This is a genomic window from Emergencia timonensis, assembly GCF_900086585.1.
Classification (GTDB): Bacteria; Bacillota; Clostridia; order Peptostreptococcales; family Anaerovoracaceae; genus Senimuribacter; species Senimuribacter timonensis.
Window position 1 is genome coordinate 1,187,271 of sequence record NZ_FLKM01000008.1, and the last position, 16,183, is coordinate 1,203,453.

Below are 16,183 nucleotides of genomic sequence, written 5' to 3' on the forward strand. Positions count from 1 at the left end.
TGCCAGCCAGCGTACTGCACGCGGCTGATTTAGGTTGCACACTCTGGTCAAATCGTGCTATGATATGATCATCATTGCAATCAGGGGAGGTTAGAGATGATAAAGGAAAAAACAGAAAACTATCAGCTGCACAGGGAAGGTGAAAGGCAATATCTAACCTTTTTGCAGCTAGATAAGTATAAGGAACTAAAGCATTTGTTCACCACACGCCACGGGGGTGTAAGTGAGGGACATTGTGCCAGCTGGAATTTCGGGGAACGACATCTGGACACAGCGGAGAATATTTTACAAAACTACGAAATTCTCGGGCAGGCGCTGGGTGCGGGCACTGACCAGATGGTGACGTCAGCCCAGACCCATACCACCAACATCAAGGTGGTGACAGGGGCAGATCGGGGTAAAGGCGTCATCAGGGACAGAGACTATACAGACATTGACGGCTTAGTGACAGATGAACGAAATATCGCCATCATTACGGGACACGCGGACTGCAACGCTATCTTTTTCTTTGATCCAGTCAAACAGGTTATCGGCCTGGCTCATTCGGGCTGGAGGGGAACCCTGGCAGGCATCGGTACAGCCATGATTTTGAAAATGGAGCAAGAGTATGGCTGCGGCCCATCGGACATCATAGCTGGTATCGGTCCGTCTCTGTGTCAGGACTGTTTTGAGGTGGATGAGGACGTGGCGCAGGCTTTTCTTGAAGCTGATGAGGGGAATCGGCAATTCTGTGAACGGCGGGGCTGTAAGACCCATATCGATCTGAAAGGGATCATCCGCCGTGATCTGCATGCTGCGGGTCTGAAACCAGGGAATTTGTCGGATATGGAGCTCTGTACCAAATGCAATAAGGAGATGTTTTTCTCCCATCGGGGTCATCAGGGAAGGCGAGGTCTCATGGTCGCGGCGATGATGCTGGTGTGATCCACCAAAACGATATTTCAAATTAGAAGAAAGGCGCTGTTAGATGATAGAATATGGAATAACGGAAATGGATTATATCTCTGCCAAAGATCCAGTCATGAAAGAATTGGTCGCACACTTTGGCCATATGGGCGGCGGTGAGAGAAACGACGTCTTTGCGTCTTTGGTCAGCAGTATCGTGGGTCAGATGCTCTCTAACAAAGTCGCCGACGTGATTGACGGCAGGCTGCGGCAGATGGTGGGGGATTACACGCCGGAGCTGATTTTGCAGAAGAGCGTAGAGGAGATCAAAGGATGCGGCATGTCCCAGCGAAAGGCGGAATACATCAGAGGGCTGGCAGCGGACGTATTGGATGGTAAGTATGATTTCATTTTGCTGCAGGATATGAATGACGAAGAAGTGGTCAAATATCTGATGCAGATCAGAGGCGTGGGACGTTGGACCGCGGAAATGATTGCGGAGTTCACCCTGGGCAGGCTGAACATTTTCAGCTTTGATGATGTGGCTTTGCAGAATGGCATTAAAAAAGCCCACGGTTATAAGACGCTGAGTAAGCAGAGATTTGAGCGGCTGCGGAAAAAGTATTACCCCTTTGCTTCCGTCGCATCGCTGTATTATTACGCCATTAATGATGAAAAATGAAGATTATATTTTGCTATCCCATGGCAGATGTGTTAGAATAGAGGCTGTGACTAAAAAATAAGAGGTACGAATAGATGAGAAACGTTATTTTAGTTGGAATGCCGGCCTGCGGTAAAAGCACCATAGGTGTCGTGCTGGCAAAGACCATGAACAAAGGGTTTGTGGATACAGACATCCTGATCCAGCAGGCAGAGAGCAGAACCCTGCAGGAAATCATCGACCAAGAGGGCAACGATTATTTCCACCACGTCGAAGAGCGGGTCCTCCTGGACTTTGATGGAGAAGACTATGTGGTAGCAACGGGCGGCAGCGCCATCTACTTTGATCGGGCCATGGACAAGTTCAAGGAAAAGGGCGTTGTGGTTTACATCAAAGTCTCCCTGGATACCATCTTAGAGAGGCTGAACAATATAAAGTCCAGAGGCGTCACATTGGAAAAGGGGCAGACTATCGCAGACCTGTATGCGCAGAGAATCCCACTGTACGAGAAACATGCAGGTGTCATCATCGAAGCCGACGGCCTCAGCGTAGAAGAAGTTGTAGAGAAAATTATTGAATTAGTATAAAGGAGCAGGAAATTAGTGATAGATGTAGTGAACGTGAGCCTGAATTTCAGCGGGCAGACACTTTTTAAAGATGTAGATCTCAAATTTACGCCGGGCAACTGCTACGGCATAATCGGCGCCAACGGAGCGGGCAAGTCCACCTTCCTGCGCATTCTCTCAGGGGAGCTGGAGCCGACCACAGGGAATGTATCCATCAAGAAAGGCGTCAGAATGTCGGTCCTCAAACAGGACCATTTTGAATACGACGAATATACGGTTCTCGATACCGTCATCATGGGCAACCAGCGTCTCTACGACGTGATGAAGGAAAAAGATGCCATCTATATGAAGGAAGATTTTAACGACGAGGACGGTATCAAAGCGGCGGAGCTGGAAGCGGAGTTTGCCGAGATGAATGGCTGGGAAGCGGAATCCGATGTCAGCCGCCTGATTCAGGGGCTGGGGCTTTCCAATGACATTTTGTACAGCCAGATGGGCAGCCTGAGCGGTAAAGAGAAGGTCAAAGTGCTGCTGGCACAGGCGCTCTTCGGCAATCCTGGCATCATCCTTCTGGACGAGCCGACCAACCATCTGGACATCAAAGCTGTCAACTGGCTGGAGGATTTTTTGATGGAGTACGAGGGCACGGTCATCGTGGTTTCCCACGACAGACATTTCCTCAATACGGTCTGCACCAACATCGTGGACGTGGACTACGGCAAGATCAAAATGTTCGTCGGCAATTACGAGTTCTGGTACGAATCCAGCCAGATGATTCAGAAGATGGTCAAGGACCAGAACAAGAAAAGCGAAGACAAGATCAAGGAACTGCAGGCCTTCATCCAGCGGTTCTCTGCCAATAAATCAAAATCGAAGCAGGCAACCAGCCGTCGTAAGCTGCTGGACAAGCTGACGGTGGAGGAGATGCCGTCGTCATCAAGGCGTTATCCTTTTGTGGGCTTTAACATGGATCGCGAAGCCGGCAAGGATATTTTGATCGTCGAGGGAATTTCAAAGACCATCGACGACGTCAAAGTGCTGGATAACGTTTCTTTCCGCGTCAACAAAGGGGACAAGATCGCTTTTGTCGGTGAAAACGAAATTGCCAATACCACCCTGTTCAAGATCATCATGGGCGAACTGGAGCCGGACGAGGGCAGTTACAAATGGGGCGTAACCATCACGTCTTCTTACTTCCCGATGGACAACTCGGAGTATTTCAACGGCTGCACCCTGAATCTGGTGGACTGGCTCAGTCAGTATACTTCAGAGACCACGGAGTCCTTTATGAGAGGTTTCCTGGGCAGGATGCTCTTCTCCGGCGACGACGTGTACAAAGAGGTGCAGGTGCTGTCGGGCGGAGAGAAGGTCCGCTGCATGCTGTCCCGCATGATGCTTTACGGCTCCAACGTGCTGGTGCTGGATCAGCCGACCAACCATCTGGATCTGGAATCCATCACAGCGGTCAACGAGGGGCTGATGAATTTCAAAGGGAATGTGCTCTTCGCATCCCACGACCACGAGTTCATCCAGACCATCGCCAACCGAATCATCGAGTTTAAGACCGATGGAACCATGGTGGACAGACTGGGAACATACGATGAGTATATAGAAGAGAATTAAATAAAGCAGCAGAGGCAGATTGGGTCTGCCTCTTTTTGTATGGAAGTAAAGACAGTTCGGCGAACGCATGAACAAATTGCGCGCCTTCATTATTCGAAAAACAGGTTATTATGGCGCAATACGCTGTCCGATCCCGCATTCGAGCCTTCATTTTTAATTTTTTTAAATTTACTTGCGCTACTCCCTTTGCAAGACACACGAAAAACAAGCAAATCTGTCTTTTTCGTTGATCGTCAGGGCAATTTAAGAGACTACGGGCTTTTTAATGGAAAATAGTGGATATATATTCGTGCTGAATTTATGAAACGCGCAAGTAGTAGTCAAGTCCAAATTTGTGTGTAAATTAATATCGGTATATGCAGGCGGCATTTGCCGCCTGCGAAGTTAACAACACTACAGCTTATCGGGCTGTAAGCTTCTTCATTTCATAATACTCCGTCATATCAAAGAGCTTCTGCGATGATGACCAGTCATTGTGGTCGTCAAGCAGGACGGCGCCTATCAGCCTGAGGGCAGACTCACGATTCGGGAAGATCCCGATGACCTTCTCCCTCCTGCGTATCTCCCGGTTCTCCCTCTCGATGATGTTGCCCGTCCTCAGTGAAACCCTGTATTTGCTGGGGAGGTTCATCACCGCCATCGCGTCCTCGAAGCCCTCGCTCAGCAGCTCCACTGCCTTTCCTGCCACATCCGCATAATCTGCAATGATCGAGTCCCTCTTCCCGCGTGCCATCTTTATGCTGGGTGCGGTGAACATCTCGCGCAGCTCGCTTGACAGGCCCTGCTGGTATTTCTTTGGCGTGGCGTCCATCAGGCTGCGCAGGAAATGGACCTGGCACCTCTGCCACGTGCTCCCCTCGAAGCTTTCCCCGGCAGCCTTCCGCAGCCCCTTGTGCGCATCGGAGACCACCATGTCCACCCCCGACAGGCCCCTGTCCTTCAGTCCTGTGAAGAAGTCCCTCCATGTCCCTTCCGTCTCCGCCCCGCATACGTCAAATCCCAGGACCTCCTTGCGGCCGCCCGGATTGATCCCCACTGCGATGAGCACCGCCTTGGAAACGATGCGCTGTTCCTCCCGCACCTTTATGTAGATTGCATCCGCCATGACGAACGGGCAGCTGGTGCCAAGGGGCCTGTCACGGAATTTCTTCACTGGCCCGTCAAGCTCCCGGCACATTTCCGAGACGGCTGATTTTGAGAAGGATTCGCCGCACAGCTGCTGGGTTATCTTCTGCACGTTGCGCGTCGAGACACCCTGGACCACCATCTCCATCATGGAAAGGATCAGGCCCTGCTCATTCCGCTTGTACTGGTCAAAAAGGACCGTTTTGAAGGGGAGGTCCCTGTGCCTGGGCACTTCCAGCTGGATCTTCCCGATCCTTGTCGTAAGGCTTCGTATACGGGTCCCGTTCCTGTAATCACTGCGTCCGTCGCTGCGTTCATAGCGCTCAGCGCCCAGCTGCTGCCTTGATTCGGCCAGCAGGGTCTGGTTCAGGATTTCCTCCATGATTTTTGCAAAGGCCTCTTCCTTCGAATCTTTAAAAAGTCCTACCAAAAAATCGTATTCTAGTGTAAAATTAATCTGAGCCATATCTATTACCTCCGGTTTTGTTTTTGTCGTTATTAACATTTTAACCGATTTAATAGATATGTGCTCTATTTTTTTAATTTACACCATTATACAGACTCTATCCAAGTAGTGAATAATAATTTGCGAATGAAGGCGCATTGGTTTACAATAATCAAAAAAACCGCCAGAAACAAACAGAAAAGTGAAAATGAAGGCGCGTCAGTTGCCGCCCCCCTTGCTTTTAAGCAAAGTTACAGTGGAAGTCTTGTCGATTTCCCTTGAAGTGACCTGTCCGATAGATTATAATAAACGAAAGAATAGCAACTCTATTAGGAGATAAATGAATGAAATATAATTGGGATTTGGATAATTTAGGAGAGAATATCAAGCGTAGCGTCCAGGATGCTGTGGATACAAAGGATTTTGGATGTCTTAATCAGACCATACGCAATACCATCAACAGCGCTTTCGGCGGAGCCATGGAGAGCACGAGGCCGCCGGACATCGACCTGGGAACTGGCGCGTCGTCTGGGCGCAGGAGCTATGAACACAGAAAGCAGGAACCGAATGACTATAAGGCGAGGACGGTAACTCCGGTGAATACAGCGCTATATACGGGCACTGCAGGAAAGAAAGCCTTTGCCATCTCTCTGATGGCGGTGGGATATAGCATGGGGGCGATTACAGCGCTGGCATTTCTGGCAGCAGCGGTATCTTCAACCATGGTCGGCGGCAGCCTGCTTCATGTGGCGCTCAGTACATTAGGTGCGCTGATTGTGCCTTTTGCGGCTATGGCTGTGGTCGGTACGCGCCGCCTGGGGAGAGTCAAGCGGTTCCAACTGTATTTGAATACGATCAAAGGCGAGCAGTACTGTAATGTAAAGGACTTGGCCAAGCGCATCATGAAGCCGGACAAGTATGTAGTAAAAGATTTACATTGGATGTTGAAGAACATGTGGTTTCTGCAGGGTCATCTGGATGACAAAGATACCTGTCTGATGACCACGGACAGCGCATATCAGGAATACCGCAGACTGATGCGTCAGCGGGAGGAACAGCAGAAGGCGGAATCCGAAAGGGCAGCGGCGGCAGCAGAAGCGGAGCGCGGCAGAAAACAATCTATGGACCCACAGGTGCTCTCTATTATCGAAAAAGGAAATGAATTCATCAAAAAGATACGCGCCTGCAACGACGCCATACCGGGTGAAGAGGTATCGGCAAAGATTTTCCGCATGGAGACTTTGACGAGAAGAATTTTTGCCCGCGTGGAAGAAGAGCCAGATACGGTGAGTGATATCAGGAGACTGATGGAATACTATCTTCCGACAGCCGTAAAGCTGCTGGAGGCTTACAAGGATTTAGACGCGCAGCCGGTACAGGGTGAAAATATCATCTCCTCCAAGCGAGAGATTGAGGAGACTTTAGACACGTTGAACGGGGCTTTTGAAGTTTTGCTGGACGATATGTTCCAGGATACGGCGTGGGACGTATCTTCAGATGTTTCCGTGCTGAAGACCATGCTGGCACAGGAGGGATTAACCGAAAAGGATTTTAAAACAGGAGGAAGAGGATGACAGAGGATTTTAAAGATATACAGGAGAAGCCGACGCTGACATTGGACCCGTTTCAGGAGACAGCAGTTCCAAAGGCCGAATTTCCGGCGATGCAGGAGGAGCCGGAGATGGACGAAACCGTTTTGTCAGAGGAAGAACGGCAGATGGCGGAGCAATTTGCACAGCAGATTGACCTGACGGATTCTTCCATGATTTTGCAGTACGGCATCGGTACCCAGAAAAAGATGGCGGATTTCTCCGAGTCGGCGCTGGAAAACGTGCGGACAAAGGATCTGGGCGAGATTGGAAACCTGCTCAGCGGAGTGGTTTCCGAACTCAAGAACTTTGACGAGGAAGAAGAAAAGGGATTCCTGGGCTTTTTCAAAAAACAGAGCAATAAGATTCAGAATATGAAAATCAAATATGCCAAGACGGAGGCCAATATCAACCAGATCTGTCAGGTGTTAGAAAACCATCAGGTGCAGCTCATGAAGGATATCGCACTGCTTGACAAGATGTACGATTTGAACCGAACCTACTTTAAGGAACTGACCATGTACATCATCGCCGGTAAGAAAAAGCTGAAGGAGGTCAGAGAGGGTCAGCTTCAGGTGATGCTGGCAAAGGCGCAGCAGTCCGGTCTGGCAGAAGACGCACAGGCGGCGAGAGACCTTGACTCTATGTGCCAGCGTTTTGAGAAAAAGATTCACGATCTGGAACTGACCAGGATGATCTCCATTCAGACGGCGCCGCAGATCAGGCTGGTGCAGGGCAACGATACGGTAATGACAGAAAAAATCCAGTCTACTCTGGTAAACACCATTCCTCTTTGGAAAAGCCAGATGGTTCTGGCCTTAGGTGTCGCTCATTCGACCCAGGCGGCAAAGGCGCAGCGCGAGGTTACGGATATGACCAATGAGCTGCTGAAAAAGAATGCGGAGACTTTGAAGATGGCTACAGTGGAAACTGCCAAAGAGTCTGAGCGAGGCATCGTCGATATCGAGACCCTCAAAGCGACCAACCAGTCTCTGATTTCCACCCTGGATGAAGTGATGAACATACAGGAAGAAGGCCGCCGCAAACGTCAGGAGGCGGAGGTTGAAATCACCAGGCTGGAGGCAGAATTGAAGGACAAAATGCTGCAGATCAACAGTCAGAGGTAAAAACAATCGGATTAGGAATCGGAAATCTATCGGATTGAAAACAAGAGCCGCTCACGGGAAACCGGAGCGGCTTTTAAAATGGATGCTATTAATGACATGCACTACTGCTGCACCTTGGCGAGCTCCGCCTTGGCGCTGATGACGGGGTTTCCGATGCGTCGGCTCATTGCAAGAGATGCAGCGACGCATTTGCCCAGATCCACGTCGCTACCAATGCCCAGCTTGTTCAGGAGATTGACAAAGTCCTCCGTGGCGATGTTGCCTCTGGCGTTCGGGATGACGGGACACCCGCCCATGGCGCCCAGGGACGTGTCAAAGTCCGTAATGCCGCCTTCCAAGGCAGCGTAAGCGTTGGCCATGCCGAAGCCTTCGGTGTCGTGGAGGTGGATGGATAGCTGTGAAGGCGAAAAGCTATCCAGGAATACACAGAGGGTGGATCGGATCTGATCGGGGGCTGCCATGCCGGCGGAATCTGCAAGGCCGATGGCGGAAGCGCCCAGTTCTATGCCGCGTCTGGCATAGGCGATGCTTCGCGAAACCGGCGTCTCGTCGCCAAAGGGGGAGCCAAAGACGGCGCCCAGTGCCAGGGTCACGTTGGCGCCAGGCAGCTTTGCGATTGCGGCAAGATCGGCAAAGCTCTTGTCAGCGGTGGTGTCAAAGCCTTTGGCGAATTCCTCACTGACGGAGAGGAAACAGGATACGTTGCTGATGCCCAGGTCAAGCGAACGGCGTGCATCCTCGTAATCGTTGACCAGGCTGGTGATTTTTACGCCCTGTTCTTTGGCGTAGGGCAGGATGGCTGCAGCAAGGGCTTCCATATCCTGATACTGCCTGGTCAGCTTTGGGATTCTGGAAAAAACCCCCAGCTCGATTTCGTTGCAGCCGTAATCGATCATCGACTTGATCAGAGAGATTTTGATGTCTGTGGGCAGGAGCTGGTGATACCGCTGCCAGCCGTCCCTGGGACAGACCTCGTGGATGTTCACATGAGTTGGAAATTTCATTTGCTATACCTCCCTTCCTTTCTTAAAGCATGAGCAGGATGCTGGAGGTGACAAAAGCAGACACCATCCAAAGTCCCAGGACAAGAAGGCCCGATGACCAGATGAACTTGTTGGTAATATTCTTTTCGCTGAGCAGCAGCGTCGCCTGCCCAGAGGAAGCAAAGGTCAGATACGCCATCTGTGCGCTGGTGCTGATTGCCACAGGAAATACGATGATGTTATAGCCTGCATCAAGAAACGGCATACAGAGGGATGCAACCAAAGCACTCATGATGTACATGGTAGCCGTGTTGGAGAAAAAGTTTGTAAGTACCGTCGAAAGGACGATGGCAATCCCCAGAAGGACCAACGGCGAGGAGGCCGTGATCGTGCTTCCCAGTTCGCCGACCAGCCAGCCTTTGATGCCGTAGTCGTCTGCCAGAAGCTGTCCGCCCAAGGTTGCAAGTGAACCGATAGCAAGGCAGATAGGCCAGTTGATGCCTTTGGTAAAGGCTTCGTTCAAGTCAAAGATGCGCTCCCCGTCTACGCGGACCAGAGCGAGAACCGCCATGACAGCGCAGCCGAAGACGATGTTTTCCATGCCTTTCAGACCGGAGATGACAGGAAGGTTCTCGGGGATAAAGCCGTAAAAGAAGGTGTAGACCGCGATGAGGAGGAATGCCAGCAGCGGGATCAGCTGTTTGCGGCTCGGGTTCGTGTTGTCTGTACCCAGAACCTGGATCAGGGCTACTCCGGGGAGCTTGTTCATGTCACATCTGAAGATGAATTTCATGGAGAGGATGTACACGAAGATGAATACTACCAGCAGAATCAGGGAGTAAAGGGAGAAGGCGTAGGGTGGGATGTCAACGCCGGTGCCGTCGATAAAGAACTGCGCCGTCGCCCAGTGGAGTGCATTCATCTTTCCCATGATATTGACGCCTACGCAGGCGCTGGTAAAGCATCCCAGATAGAGAAGGCGGCCGAACTGCGAGTTCGGGTCGATATCGGCCTCTTTGCAGATGCTTTTGAGCAGGACGAAGCAGATAATCAGCGCGCCGAAGACACCGACAAAGACGGCAGCCGTTGCCATGGTGATCATCAGCACGGCAATGATGAGCAGCGGACGCTTCTGGAAGCCTTTTCTGGTCAAAATAAAGCGGGCGATGGTTTCGCCGGTGCCATCGCGGACGATGACGTAACTCAGGGCGAAGAGGGTCATGACCTGCCATACCATCGGGTTTCCGATAAAAGCGCCGATGACGCCTGCCGGTTCAAAGATGCCGCTATAGACCAGGGCGCACATGGAAAACAGGGCGGCAAGAATACAGTCGTTGGTCGCAATCAGGCCGATGATGGTGCCGACAAAGATGAGGACGATGGTGACACCAGCGTCAGTAATGCCTTCGGCCCAAGGAGAGACAAAGCTTGGCAGCAGGAAGGAAAACAGGAACATGACGGCGGCTCCTATGTAATATTGTTTGCTTTTCTTATCCATTTTGTTACCTTTCTTCATTACTAGATCTGGAGATTCGTTCTCGCCTCGCGGGCGGTGTCCTGGAGATCATTCTGAATCTGTATCTCAGGACTTCCGCACATGATTAGGCGGCAGGCTTTGCCTGTGATGTCCCGACTGTCAGAGGGTTCCATGATCATACTCGTGTAGATTTTGCCATGTTTTTCGGCGAGAACTTCTGCCTTTGCTGCGGCTTCGCGTACTTTTGGGTGGTCGATCTGGCCGGCAACGCCCAGGGAGACGGACAGGTCAAACTGCCCGGTGCCCAGGCAGTCGATGCCGTCCAGGCTGATGATGTCTTCCATCTCCGCAAGGCCTTGCGCGTCTTCGATGGTGGCAACGATGAAGAGATCCTCGTTGGTCTTTTTGTAATAATCGGCGGGGGTATCGCTGCCGTAGTAGTTGGCTCTGGTGAAGGGGCAGGCGCCGCGATTTCCCAGAGGCGGATAGTAGGCTGCGTCTACAAGGGTGACAGCGTCTTCTTTGCTGCTGACGTTTGGCACCAGGAGACTGGTGATGCCCATGTCCAGGACCTGGTTGATCAGGATGGGGTCGATGTCAGAGATTCTCACCATGACAGCCAGGTCCACAGCTTCTGCGGCGCGAATCATAGATAACATCTGTTCATGGGAGATGTGACCGTGCTCGCCGTCGATGATGACATAGTCAAAGTGCCGTGCCATTTCGACGATTTCTGGTGAGGGGATTTGGACAAAACAACCGAATAGACAGTCGTTTTCCGCTAATAGGGTTCGTAGATTTTTTCTCATTTGTTTGGATTCCTTTCTTCAATTGATTAGATTATATATAAAGTCGATTAAAAAGTGAAATGCATCGTTTTTGTTAAAATTAATAACTGTTTGGAATAAGTGTCTTGCCAGCCTGCGGCCGCTTTGGTATAGTAGGGTTAAGGAGGTGCGTCATGACCATTGATCAACTGGAACATTTCTATGCGCTTTCGCAGTGCAGGAATTACACACTGGCTGCGAATCAGCTTTACATCTCACAGCCGGCACTGAGCAAGAGCATTCAGGCGCTGGAGAAGGAGCTGCACCTGGACCTGGTGCATCGCAATACGAGGACGGTAACCCTTACGGCGGAGGGGATCGCTTTCGCGGACACCTGCAGGGAGCTGCTGCACACGCTGCGCCATGGGATCAACAACGCAAAATCCGCATCTGGCACACTGAACGGCAGGGTGGTTTTCGGTCTGCCCTCTGACCACTATGATGCCGCTGCAATCAGTCTGCTTTCCGTCTTGAACGAGAAGCAGCCGGGCATACGGGCAGATCTGAAGTTCTTCCCGCCCAACGGATTGCTGCGGGCGCTGGATAACGATGCAGTGGACTTTATCTTTTCTTCCGACTGGCCCAGAGCGGAAAATCTGGCGTTTCTTCGGGTCTGCGAGAGTGTAAACTGTGCGGTTCTGCCAAAGGATCACAGGCTGGCAGAGAGGGACGAGATTTCCTTCACAGAGCTGAAAAACGAAAACTTTCTCGCCATTTCTTACATGGTCTCTGGCAGGGAGCACGATTTGATCATTGAACTTGCAAGGGAGGCAGGCCTTTCGCCCAACTTGAACTATGAAGCAAACTCCTTTCCAGAGCTTTTGATGATGGTTGCGGCAAAGCGGGGCGTGACCGTTTTGGCAGATGAACACAAAGCTTTGCAAACGGATGCGGTCGTCTTTGTTCCGCTGAAAGACGCACCGAGAAAAGAAGAAAACCTGATTTGGAAGAAAAGCGATAACCCGTGCATTTCGGCGGTGGCAGAGCTGGCAGCAAAGCAGACAGTGTGAGGGGGAATTGTAATGAGATATTATACAAAAGAATGGTATGATCTGATGCAGAAAACCAACTATACTTTCGGAATGAAGAAGATTCCCGACCAGGACTATTCGGAGGCTGAAATCAAGGCTTTTTACGATAAAGCATTGAAGAAGATGATTGCAGAGGAAAAGAAATGCTATAATGAACCGCCTTTTTTTCTCTTTGACGCATCGGATATTGATCCTGAGAGCACCGACTTGGAAGATTGGATTTTTGTCGATGAGGAAACGGGAAGTTTTATCAGACCAAAGTCTTTTGAGGAAGTGAAATCACATCTGGAAAAGGAACAGAGGGAAGCGCAGACAGAATATGAGAACCGCCCACCCTTTGACCCCTCGGAGACGATTCGGCTGTTTGAAGAAAGCTACAGAACCCGCATGAAGTATGGCGGCAGCAGATTTCCGGGATGGGTGCTGGAAAAGGTGGACAGGCGTTTGCTGGCGCTGAACTTGCTGCCTGAGAGTGTCTATTCGCTGCTAAAGATGGAGGAAAGGGCGAATCAGAAGGCATTGAGAGCCATCAATAAGAGGGCAGAAAGAGAATGGAGCAAGCAGCGAAAGCAAATCCCCAGAGAGGTTTATGTGGCTCTTCCGCAGCACGATAGCTGCATATTGTTCCTGAGACGACATGGAAAAGATGTTGTCATGGTGATTCGTGAAGATGGTTTTTGTAAGGAAGGCGCCCGTCCATATCGTAAGATTGTATTCAAGGACGTGATTTCTTTTGAACGGGAAAAAGGGCTGTATATACGTACCTATGAAGACCAGGGGCGCCGCACTTCAAATTGTACGTATGTCCATGATGAAGTGTATCTGCTGACGGATGGAAGCTATGAGATCCATTTTTTGGTTTCGACTAGAGATGTGAGATATGTTACGGTTAGGTACCGGGGTATTAGGTGTGAAAGGGGTGTAACGATTGAGAAATGAAGGGAGGTACGTGTGTGACGAAAATAAAGCGATATTTTAAACTTGACGCTGTTGGCGTGTGTATGACGATTTATTCAATTATCATTGTGGCAGTTACCACTGTTAACCAATCACAGCTTATTGAAAAAGTCGTAGCTTTTTCCTATTTTGCGTTGATTATCCTGTACTTGTTATTGAGACTTGTCTTCGTGAACTACGAATTTAGTTTTTTTGTTGTATTGGGGATTGTCATTCTTCCGATGCTTGTCTTTGTGTTGGGATCGAAGAGTCAATTGATTGAAGAGGTCAGCCTGGTTATACCGATTTGCCTTGGGGTTTTAATGGGAGTGCTGACTTTTGTGCGGAAGGGCGATGATATCAAAGAATATAAGATCGCCATAGCAGCGGTAAGTATTTTCTGGATTTTGTCTTTTATCAATGCAGCGGACTTTGTGGAGGTGACCTTTGACTCGGGAGAAATAAAGTCAGTTGACGTAGAGGTTCAGGAGAAAGCCTACGCTGTTAGTGGAAGGATGATTGAGGAATATGCTTTTTATGTATACGGGGACTTTGAAGGGCAAGAGGATCTTCCTATTGAAGTGACTTTTGAACAATACAGAAAATTAGAAACAGGAGATAAGATAAAGGTAAATGTGGGGGAGGGGTTGTTTCATCGAGGATACTACTATTATGAGAGAAATCCCGTACCGAGTTCAAAAACTCATTTTTCAATTATTGATGATGGCAGCGATGAGTTCCTGCATTTTTTAGAAGATGAGAAACTGACGTATGAGGTAGAAAGTGACTAAAACTTTTGTAACATAAGTAAATCGTAAATAAGTAAATCGAAATTTACTAGATTTGGCTTATAGTGTCGAGAAAAAGTATGAGAGTATGAAAGAATTTTACCAATAGATATGAATGTGTATCATGAGCTCAATGTAAATCAATGCCTGAAGGAGCTCAACCATGATGTGCTTCGCTTCAGTTTTTAGTGCAGCAGGGATTGTAATATTTACATTAGCTGAGGTGTAGCAGTTTGGCAGGGTGACTTTAAAAGCGTTATTGGTTACTTCGATTTTAGGCTCTAAACCAGTTTTGCCGTATGCTTTTACTCTCTTTGGCATACCAGTACCGTAGGCCTCAATCGGTTCCAGGCGATAGAAAATTGCTGCCAACTTTGGATTTTTACAAACGGAAAGACCGAGCATAATATTATCCAGAGTGATGCCAATAGGCAAACCACCGACAGAAATAAATTCACGTCTGTCCTGAAATGTGGTCTTATCTGTTCCGGTAAATGTGGCAGCTTTTATCGTATGACTGCACTGGTCCGATAAAAGCAGAGTAATATTGGAGTAAATGCCATCTTGAGATATCATGCCGAGGGTCTGCATTTTAGCAGCGTCAAATGGTATATTTCGCTTCCTGAATTGTTCCTTGTTATATCAGGTTTGATCGAATCGCGGATCATGTTATTCAGTTGTAAAATTACTTGATCAGCATTCTCTATACCAATGACATGACCATTGTCTTATTGTCATTCTTATCAAATTGTAATCACGTGATGAGAAAAAATAATGAATTTCACAAATAAACACGGGTGAAGTTCTACTTGTTCTGATTACATCATTCTGATAGTATTGCTACTATTCCGAAAATAGGGTATACTCTTGATTGATGTGAGGCGTAGAACTTTGAAACAAAGGCTTTCTGTAGGAACTGATAATTTACAATAAGGCTTCCATGTTAATATGCATTGCTTGCAGCAACGGGCAGTTCCTAATACAATGGCGTTAACGAATGAGGAAAAGAGGTTATTCAAAATGTTAAATGAAAACATGAAAGCAATCAGAAAATCAAAAGGACTTTCGCAAGAAGAGCTAGGCATCAAGCTGAATGTGGTGAGACAGACAATCTCTAAATGGGAGCAAGGACTGTCAGTCCCTGATTCTGATATGCTAATTTCCATATCAGAGGCACTTGAAACACCCGTGAGCACTTTGCTTGGCGAAACTGTGATTGAGCCTGAGGCTGATGATTTAAAGGTGATTTCTGAAAAATTGGAGATTATAAACTTGCAGTTGGCACAGAGGAAGACCACGAGGCGCAAAGTGCTCCATTGGCTGCTGATCTCCTTGTGTGTGGCCATAGTAATCATTTCTGCGGTCTTAATCGTATTGAATAGTTCTTACTTGGGTTGGGATTATCATGACTCTGAAACAGCCGTTGCCGTTGCAGCTTTACACGCATTTGAATGGCTGTTTGTCAGATTAGCCCCGATCATTCTTATCGGTGCGATCGTTGGGATTTTCTTGACACGGAAGAAAGTATAAAGCGGCTTTACTTTTGAAGTGTCGTGAAACTGCGATAACCTGCCAAAACATAAGCAAATCAGTACATTTTAGGAGGACTTTTAATTATGATTAAGATACTTTTTGTGTGCCACGGCAACATCTGTCGTTCACCGATGGCGGAATTCATGCTAAAGGATATGGTCGCTCGCAAGGGCTTGCAACACCAATTCCACATCGAGTCGGCGGCTACCAGCCGTGAGGAAATCGGCAACGATATTCACCGCGGTACCAAGGCAAAACTGCGTGAGGCGGGCATTCCTTTTGAACGCCGTGGCGCCCGCCAGGTTACACCCGGCGACTATGATGATTTTGATTACTTGATTGTAATGGATCAGGAAAATATTCGTGGCCTCGGGCGCATCATCAAACAAGACCCAGAGAACAAAATCTACAAGCTACTGGATTTCGCAGGGCAGGATCGGGACATCGCTGACCCTTGGTATACGGGGAACTTTGACGATACCTACGAGGATATTCTGATAGGACTTGAAGGTCTGATGCGGTTCTTAGAGAAAAAAGCATAAGATATGGCGAGCAGAACATCTATTGTCTAACTTAGGCTATGCTAG

Annotated in this window: 16 protein-coding genes; 11 read left to right on the plus strand and 5 right to left on the minus strand. The window is 48.9% G+C overall.

Translation table 11 applies throughout. The annotated features are described in order from the left end of the window. Positions 1-96 precede the first annotated feature (96 nt). The 4 genes from pgeF to BN6539_RS06885 all read left to right on the plus strand — a co-directional run bounded on the left by pgeF (position 97) and on the right by BN6539_RS06885 (position 3,735). Positions 97-924 carry a peptidoglycan editing factor PgeF gene (gene pgeF, locus BN6539_RS06870; RefSeq protein WP_067535640.1) on the plus strand — a complete coding sequence of 276 codons (828 nt, stop codon included), beginning with the start codon at positions 97-99 and terminating at the stop codon, positions 922-924. A 43-nt stretch (positions 925-967) separates the two neighbouring features. Then, complete coding sequence (locus BN6539_RS06875; RefSeq protein ID WP_067535644.1) at positions 968-1,567, plus strand: DNA-3-methyladenine glycosylase family protein; 600 nt, start codon at positions 968-970, stop codon at positions 1,565-1,567. A 74-nt stretch (positions 1,568-1,641) separates the two neighbouring features. Next, positions 1,642-2,133, plus strand: a complete 492-nt coding sequence (locus BN6539_RS06880) for a shikimate kinase (protein ID WP_067535647.1) — start codon at positions 1,642-1,644, stop codon at positions 2,131-2,133. A gap of 15 nt (positions 2,134-2,148) precedes the next feature. Further along, positions 2,149-3,735, plus strand: coding sequence for an ABC-F family ATP-binding cassette domain-containing protein (locus BN6539_RS06885; protein ID WP_067535650.1), 1,587 nt, complete (start codon positions 2,149-2,151; stop codon positions 3,733-3,735). 400 nt (positions 3,736-4,135) lie between these two features. Here the strand turns inward: BN6539_RS06885 and BN6539_RS06890 are convergent, their stop codons facing one another. Further along, positions 4,136-5,365, minus strand: a complete 1,230-nt coding sequence (locus tag BN6539_RS06890) for an IS256 family transposase (RefSeq protein WP_242869380.1) — start codon at positions 5,363-5,365, stop codon at positions 4,136-4,138. 284 nt (positions 5,366-5,649) lie between these two features. Here BN6539_RS06890 and BN6539_RS06895 point away from each other — a divergent pair, with 284 nt between their 5' ends. Both BN6539_RS06895 and BN6539_RS06900 read left to right on the plus strand, forming a co-directional pair. After that, entirely contained in the window at positions 5,650-6,879 is a 1,230-nt protein-coding gene (locus BN6539_RS06895) for a 5-bromo-4-chloroindolyl phosphate hydrolysis family protein (RefSeq protein WP_067535656.1), read from the plus strand. Further along, positions 6,876-8,021, plus strand: a complete 1,146-nt coding sequence (locus BN6539_RS06900; RefSeq protein ID WP_067535659.1) for a toxic anion resistance protein — start codon at positions 6,876-6,878, stop codon at positions 8,019-8,021. The genes BN6539_RS06895 and BN6539_RS06900 overlap by 4 nt, the downstream gene beginning before the upstream one ends. A 101-nt stretch (positions 8,022-8,122) precedes the next feature. On the opposite strand, the gene BN6539_RS06905 is transcribed toward BN6539_RS06900, so the two are convergent. Genes BN6539_RS06905 through BN6539_RS06915 form a run of 3 tightly spaced genes read right to left on the minus strand, consistent with a single transcriptional unit; the run spans position 8,123 to position 11,290 of the window. After that, on the minus strand, positions 8,123-9,025 hold the full coding sequence (locus tag BN6539_RS06905; protein WP_067535662.1) for a beta/alpha barrel domain-containing protein: 903 nt from the start codon (positions 9,023-9,025) through the stop codon (positions 8,123-8,125). 22 nt (positions 9,026-9,047) lie between these two features. Continuing rightward, positions 9,048-10,502 (minus strand): SLC13 family permease, encoded by a 1,455-nt coding sequence (locus BN6539_RS06910; RefSeq protein ID WP_187375465.1) that lies wholly within the window; start codon positions 10,500-10,502, stop codon positions 9,048-9,050. Positions 10,503-10,522: 20 nt separating this feature from the next. After that, positions 10,523-11,290 carry an HpcH/HpaI aldolase family protein gene (locus BN6539_RS06915; protein ID WP_067535668.1) on the minus strand — a complete coding sequence of 256 codons (768 nt, stop codon included), beginning with the start codon at positions 11,288-11,290 and terminating at the stop codon, positions 10,523-10,525. A gap of 152 nt (positions 11,291-11,442) precedes the next feature. Here BN6539_RS06915 and BN6539_RS06920 point away from each other — a divergent pair, with 152 nt between their 5' ends. The 3 genes from BN6539_RS06920 to BN6539_RS06930 are packed head-to-tail and all read left to right on the plus strand — an operon-like array spanning position 11,443 to position 14,066. Beyond that, a complete protein-coding gene (locus tag BN6539_RS06920; protein ID WP_067535671.1) occupies positions 11,443-12,318 on the plus strand; it encodes a LysR family transcriptional regulator in 876 nt (291 codons plus the stop codon). Between the two features lie 12 nt (positions 12,319-12,330). After that, entirely contained in the window at positions 12,331-13,278 is a 948-nt protein-coding gene (locus BN6539_RS06925) for a DUF4085 family protein (RefSeq protein ID WP_067535674.1), read from the plus strand. Between the two features lie 14 nt (positions 13,279-13,292). After that, on the plus strand, positions 13,293-14,066 hold the full coding sequence (locus tag BN6539_RS06930; protein WP_067535677.1) for a hypothetical protein: 774 nt from the start codon (positions 13,293-13,295) through the stop codon (positions 14,064-14,066). Positions 14,067-14,162: 96 nt separating this feature from the next. On the opposite strand, the gene BN6539_RS06935 is transcribed toward BN6539_RS06930, so the two are convergent. Then, positions 14,163-14,654, minus strand: a complete 492-nt coding sequence (locus BN6539_RS06935; protein ID WP_067535680.1) for an ATP-binding protein — start codon at positions 14,652-14,654, stop codon at positions 14,163-14,165. A 429-nt stretch (positions 14,655-15,083) separates the two neighbouring features. Between BN6539_RS06935 and BN6539_RS06940 the strand changes: the two genes are divergently transcribed. Both BN6539_RS06940 and BN6539_RS06945 read left to right on the plus strand, forming a co-directional pair. Next, positions 15,084-15,593, plus strand: a complete 510-nt coding sequence (locus BN6539_RS06940) for a helix-turn-helix domain-containing protein (protein ID WP_067535683.1) — start codon at positions 15,084-15,086, stop codon at positions 15,591-15,593. Positions 15,594-15,679: 86 nt separating this feature from the next. Then, on the plus strand, positions 15,680-16,138 hold the full coding sequence (locus tag BN6539_RS06945) for a low molecular weight protein-tyrosine-phosphatase (RefSeq protein WP_067535686.1): 459 nt from the start codon (positions 15,680-15,682) through the stop codon (positions 16,136-16,138). Positions 16,139-16,183: the final 45 nt, after the last annotated feature.

Coding starts and splice junctions, on each gene's coding strand:
- pgeF (WP_067535640.1), top strand. CDS start 97: ATGATAAAGGAAAAAACAGAAAACTATCAGCTGCACAGGGAAGGTGAA.
- BN6539_RS06875 (WP_067535644.1), top strand. CDS start 968: ATGATAGAATATGGAATAACGGAAATGGATTATATCTCTGCCAAAGAT.
- BN6539_RS06880 (WP_067535647.1), top strand. CDS start 1,642: ATGAGAAACGTTATTTTAGTTGGAATGCCGGCCTGCGGTAAAAGCACC.
- BN6539_RS06890 (WP_242869380.1), bottom strand. CDS start 5,365: ATGTTAATAACGACAAAAACAAAACCGGAGGTAATAGATATGGCTCAG.
- BN6539_RS06895 (WP_067535656.1), top strand. CDS start 5,650: ATGAAATATAATTGGGATTTGGATAATTTAGGAGAGAATATCAAGCGT.
- BN6539_RS06900 (WP_067535659.1), top strand. CDS start 6,876: ATGACAGAGGATTTTAAAGATATACAGGAGAAGCCGACGCTGACATTG.
- BN6539_RS06905 (WP_067535662.1), bottom strand. CDS start 9,025: ATGAAATTTCCAACTCATGTGAACATCCACGAGGTCTGTCCCAGGGAC.
- BN6539_RS06910 (WP_187375465.1), bottom strand. CDS start 10,502: ATGGATAAGAAAAGCAAACAATATTACATAGGAGCCGCCGTCATGTTC.
- BN6539_RS06915 (WP_067535668.1), bottom strand. CDS start 11,290: ATGAGAAAAAATCTACGAACCCTATTAGCGGAAAACGACTGTCTATTC.
- BN6539_RS06920 (WP_067535671.1), top strand. CDS start 11,443: ATGACCATTGATCAACTGGAACATTTCTATGCGCTTTCGCAGTGCAGG.
- BN6539_RS06925 (WP_067535674.1), top strand. CDS start 12,331: ATGAGATATTATACAAAAGAATGGTATGATCTGATGCAGAAAACCAAC.
- BN6539_RS06935 (WP_067535680.1), bottom strand. CDS start 14,654: ATGCAGACCCTCGGCATGATATCTCAAGATGGCATTTACTCCAATATT.
- BN6539_RS06940 (WP_067535683.1), top strand. CDS start 15,084: ATGTTAAATGAAAACATGAAAGCAATCAGAAAATCAAAAGGACTTTCG.
- BN6539_RS06945 (WP_067535686.1), top strand. CDS start 15,680: ATGATTAAGATACTTTTTGTGTGCCACGGCAACATCTGTCGTTCACCG.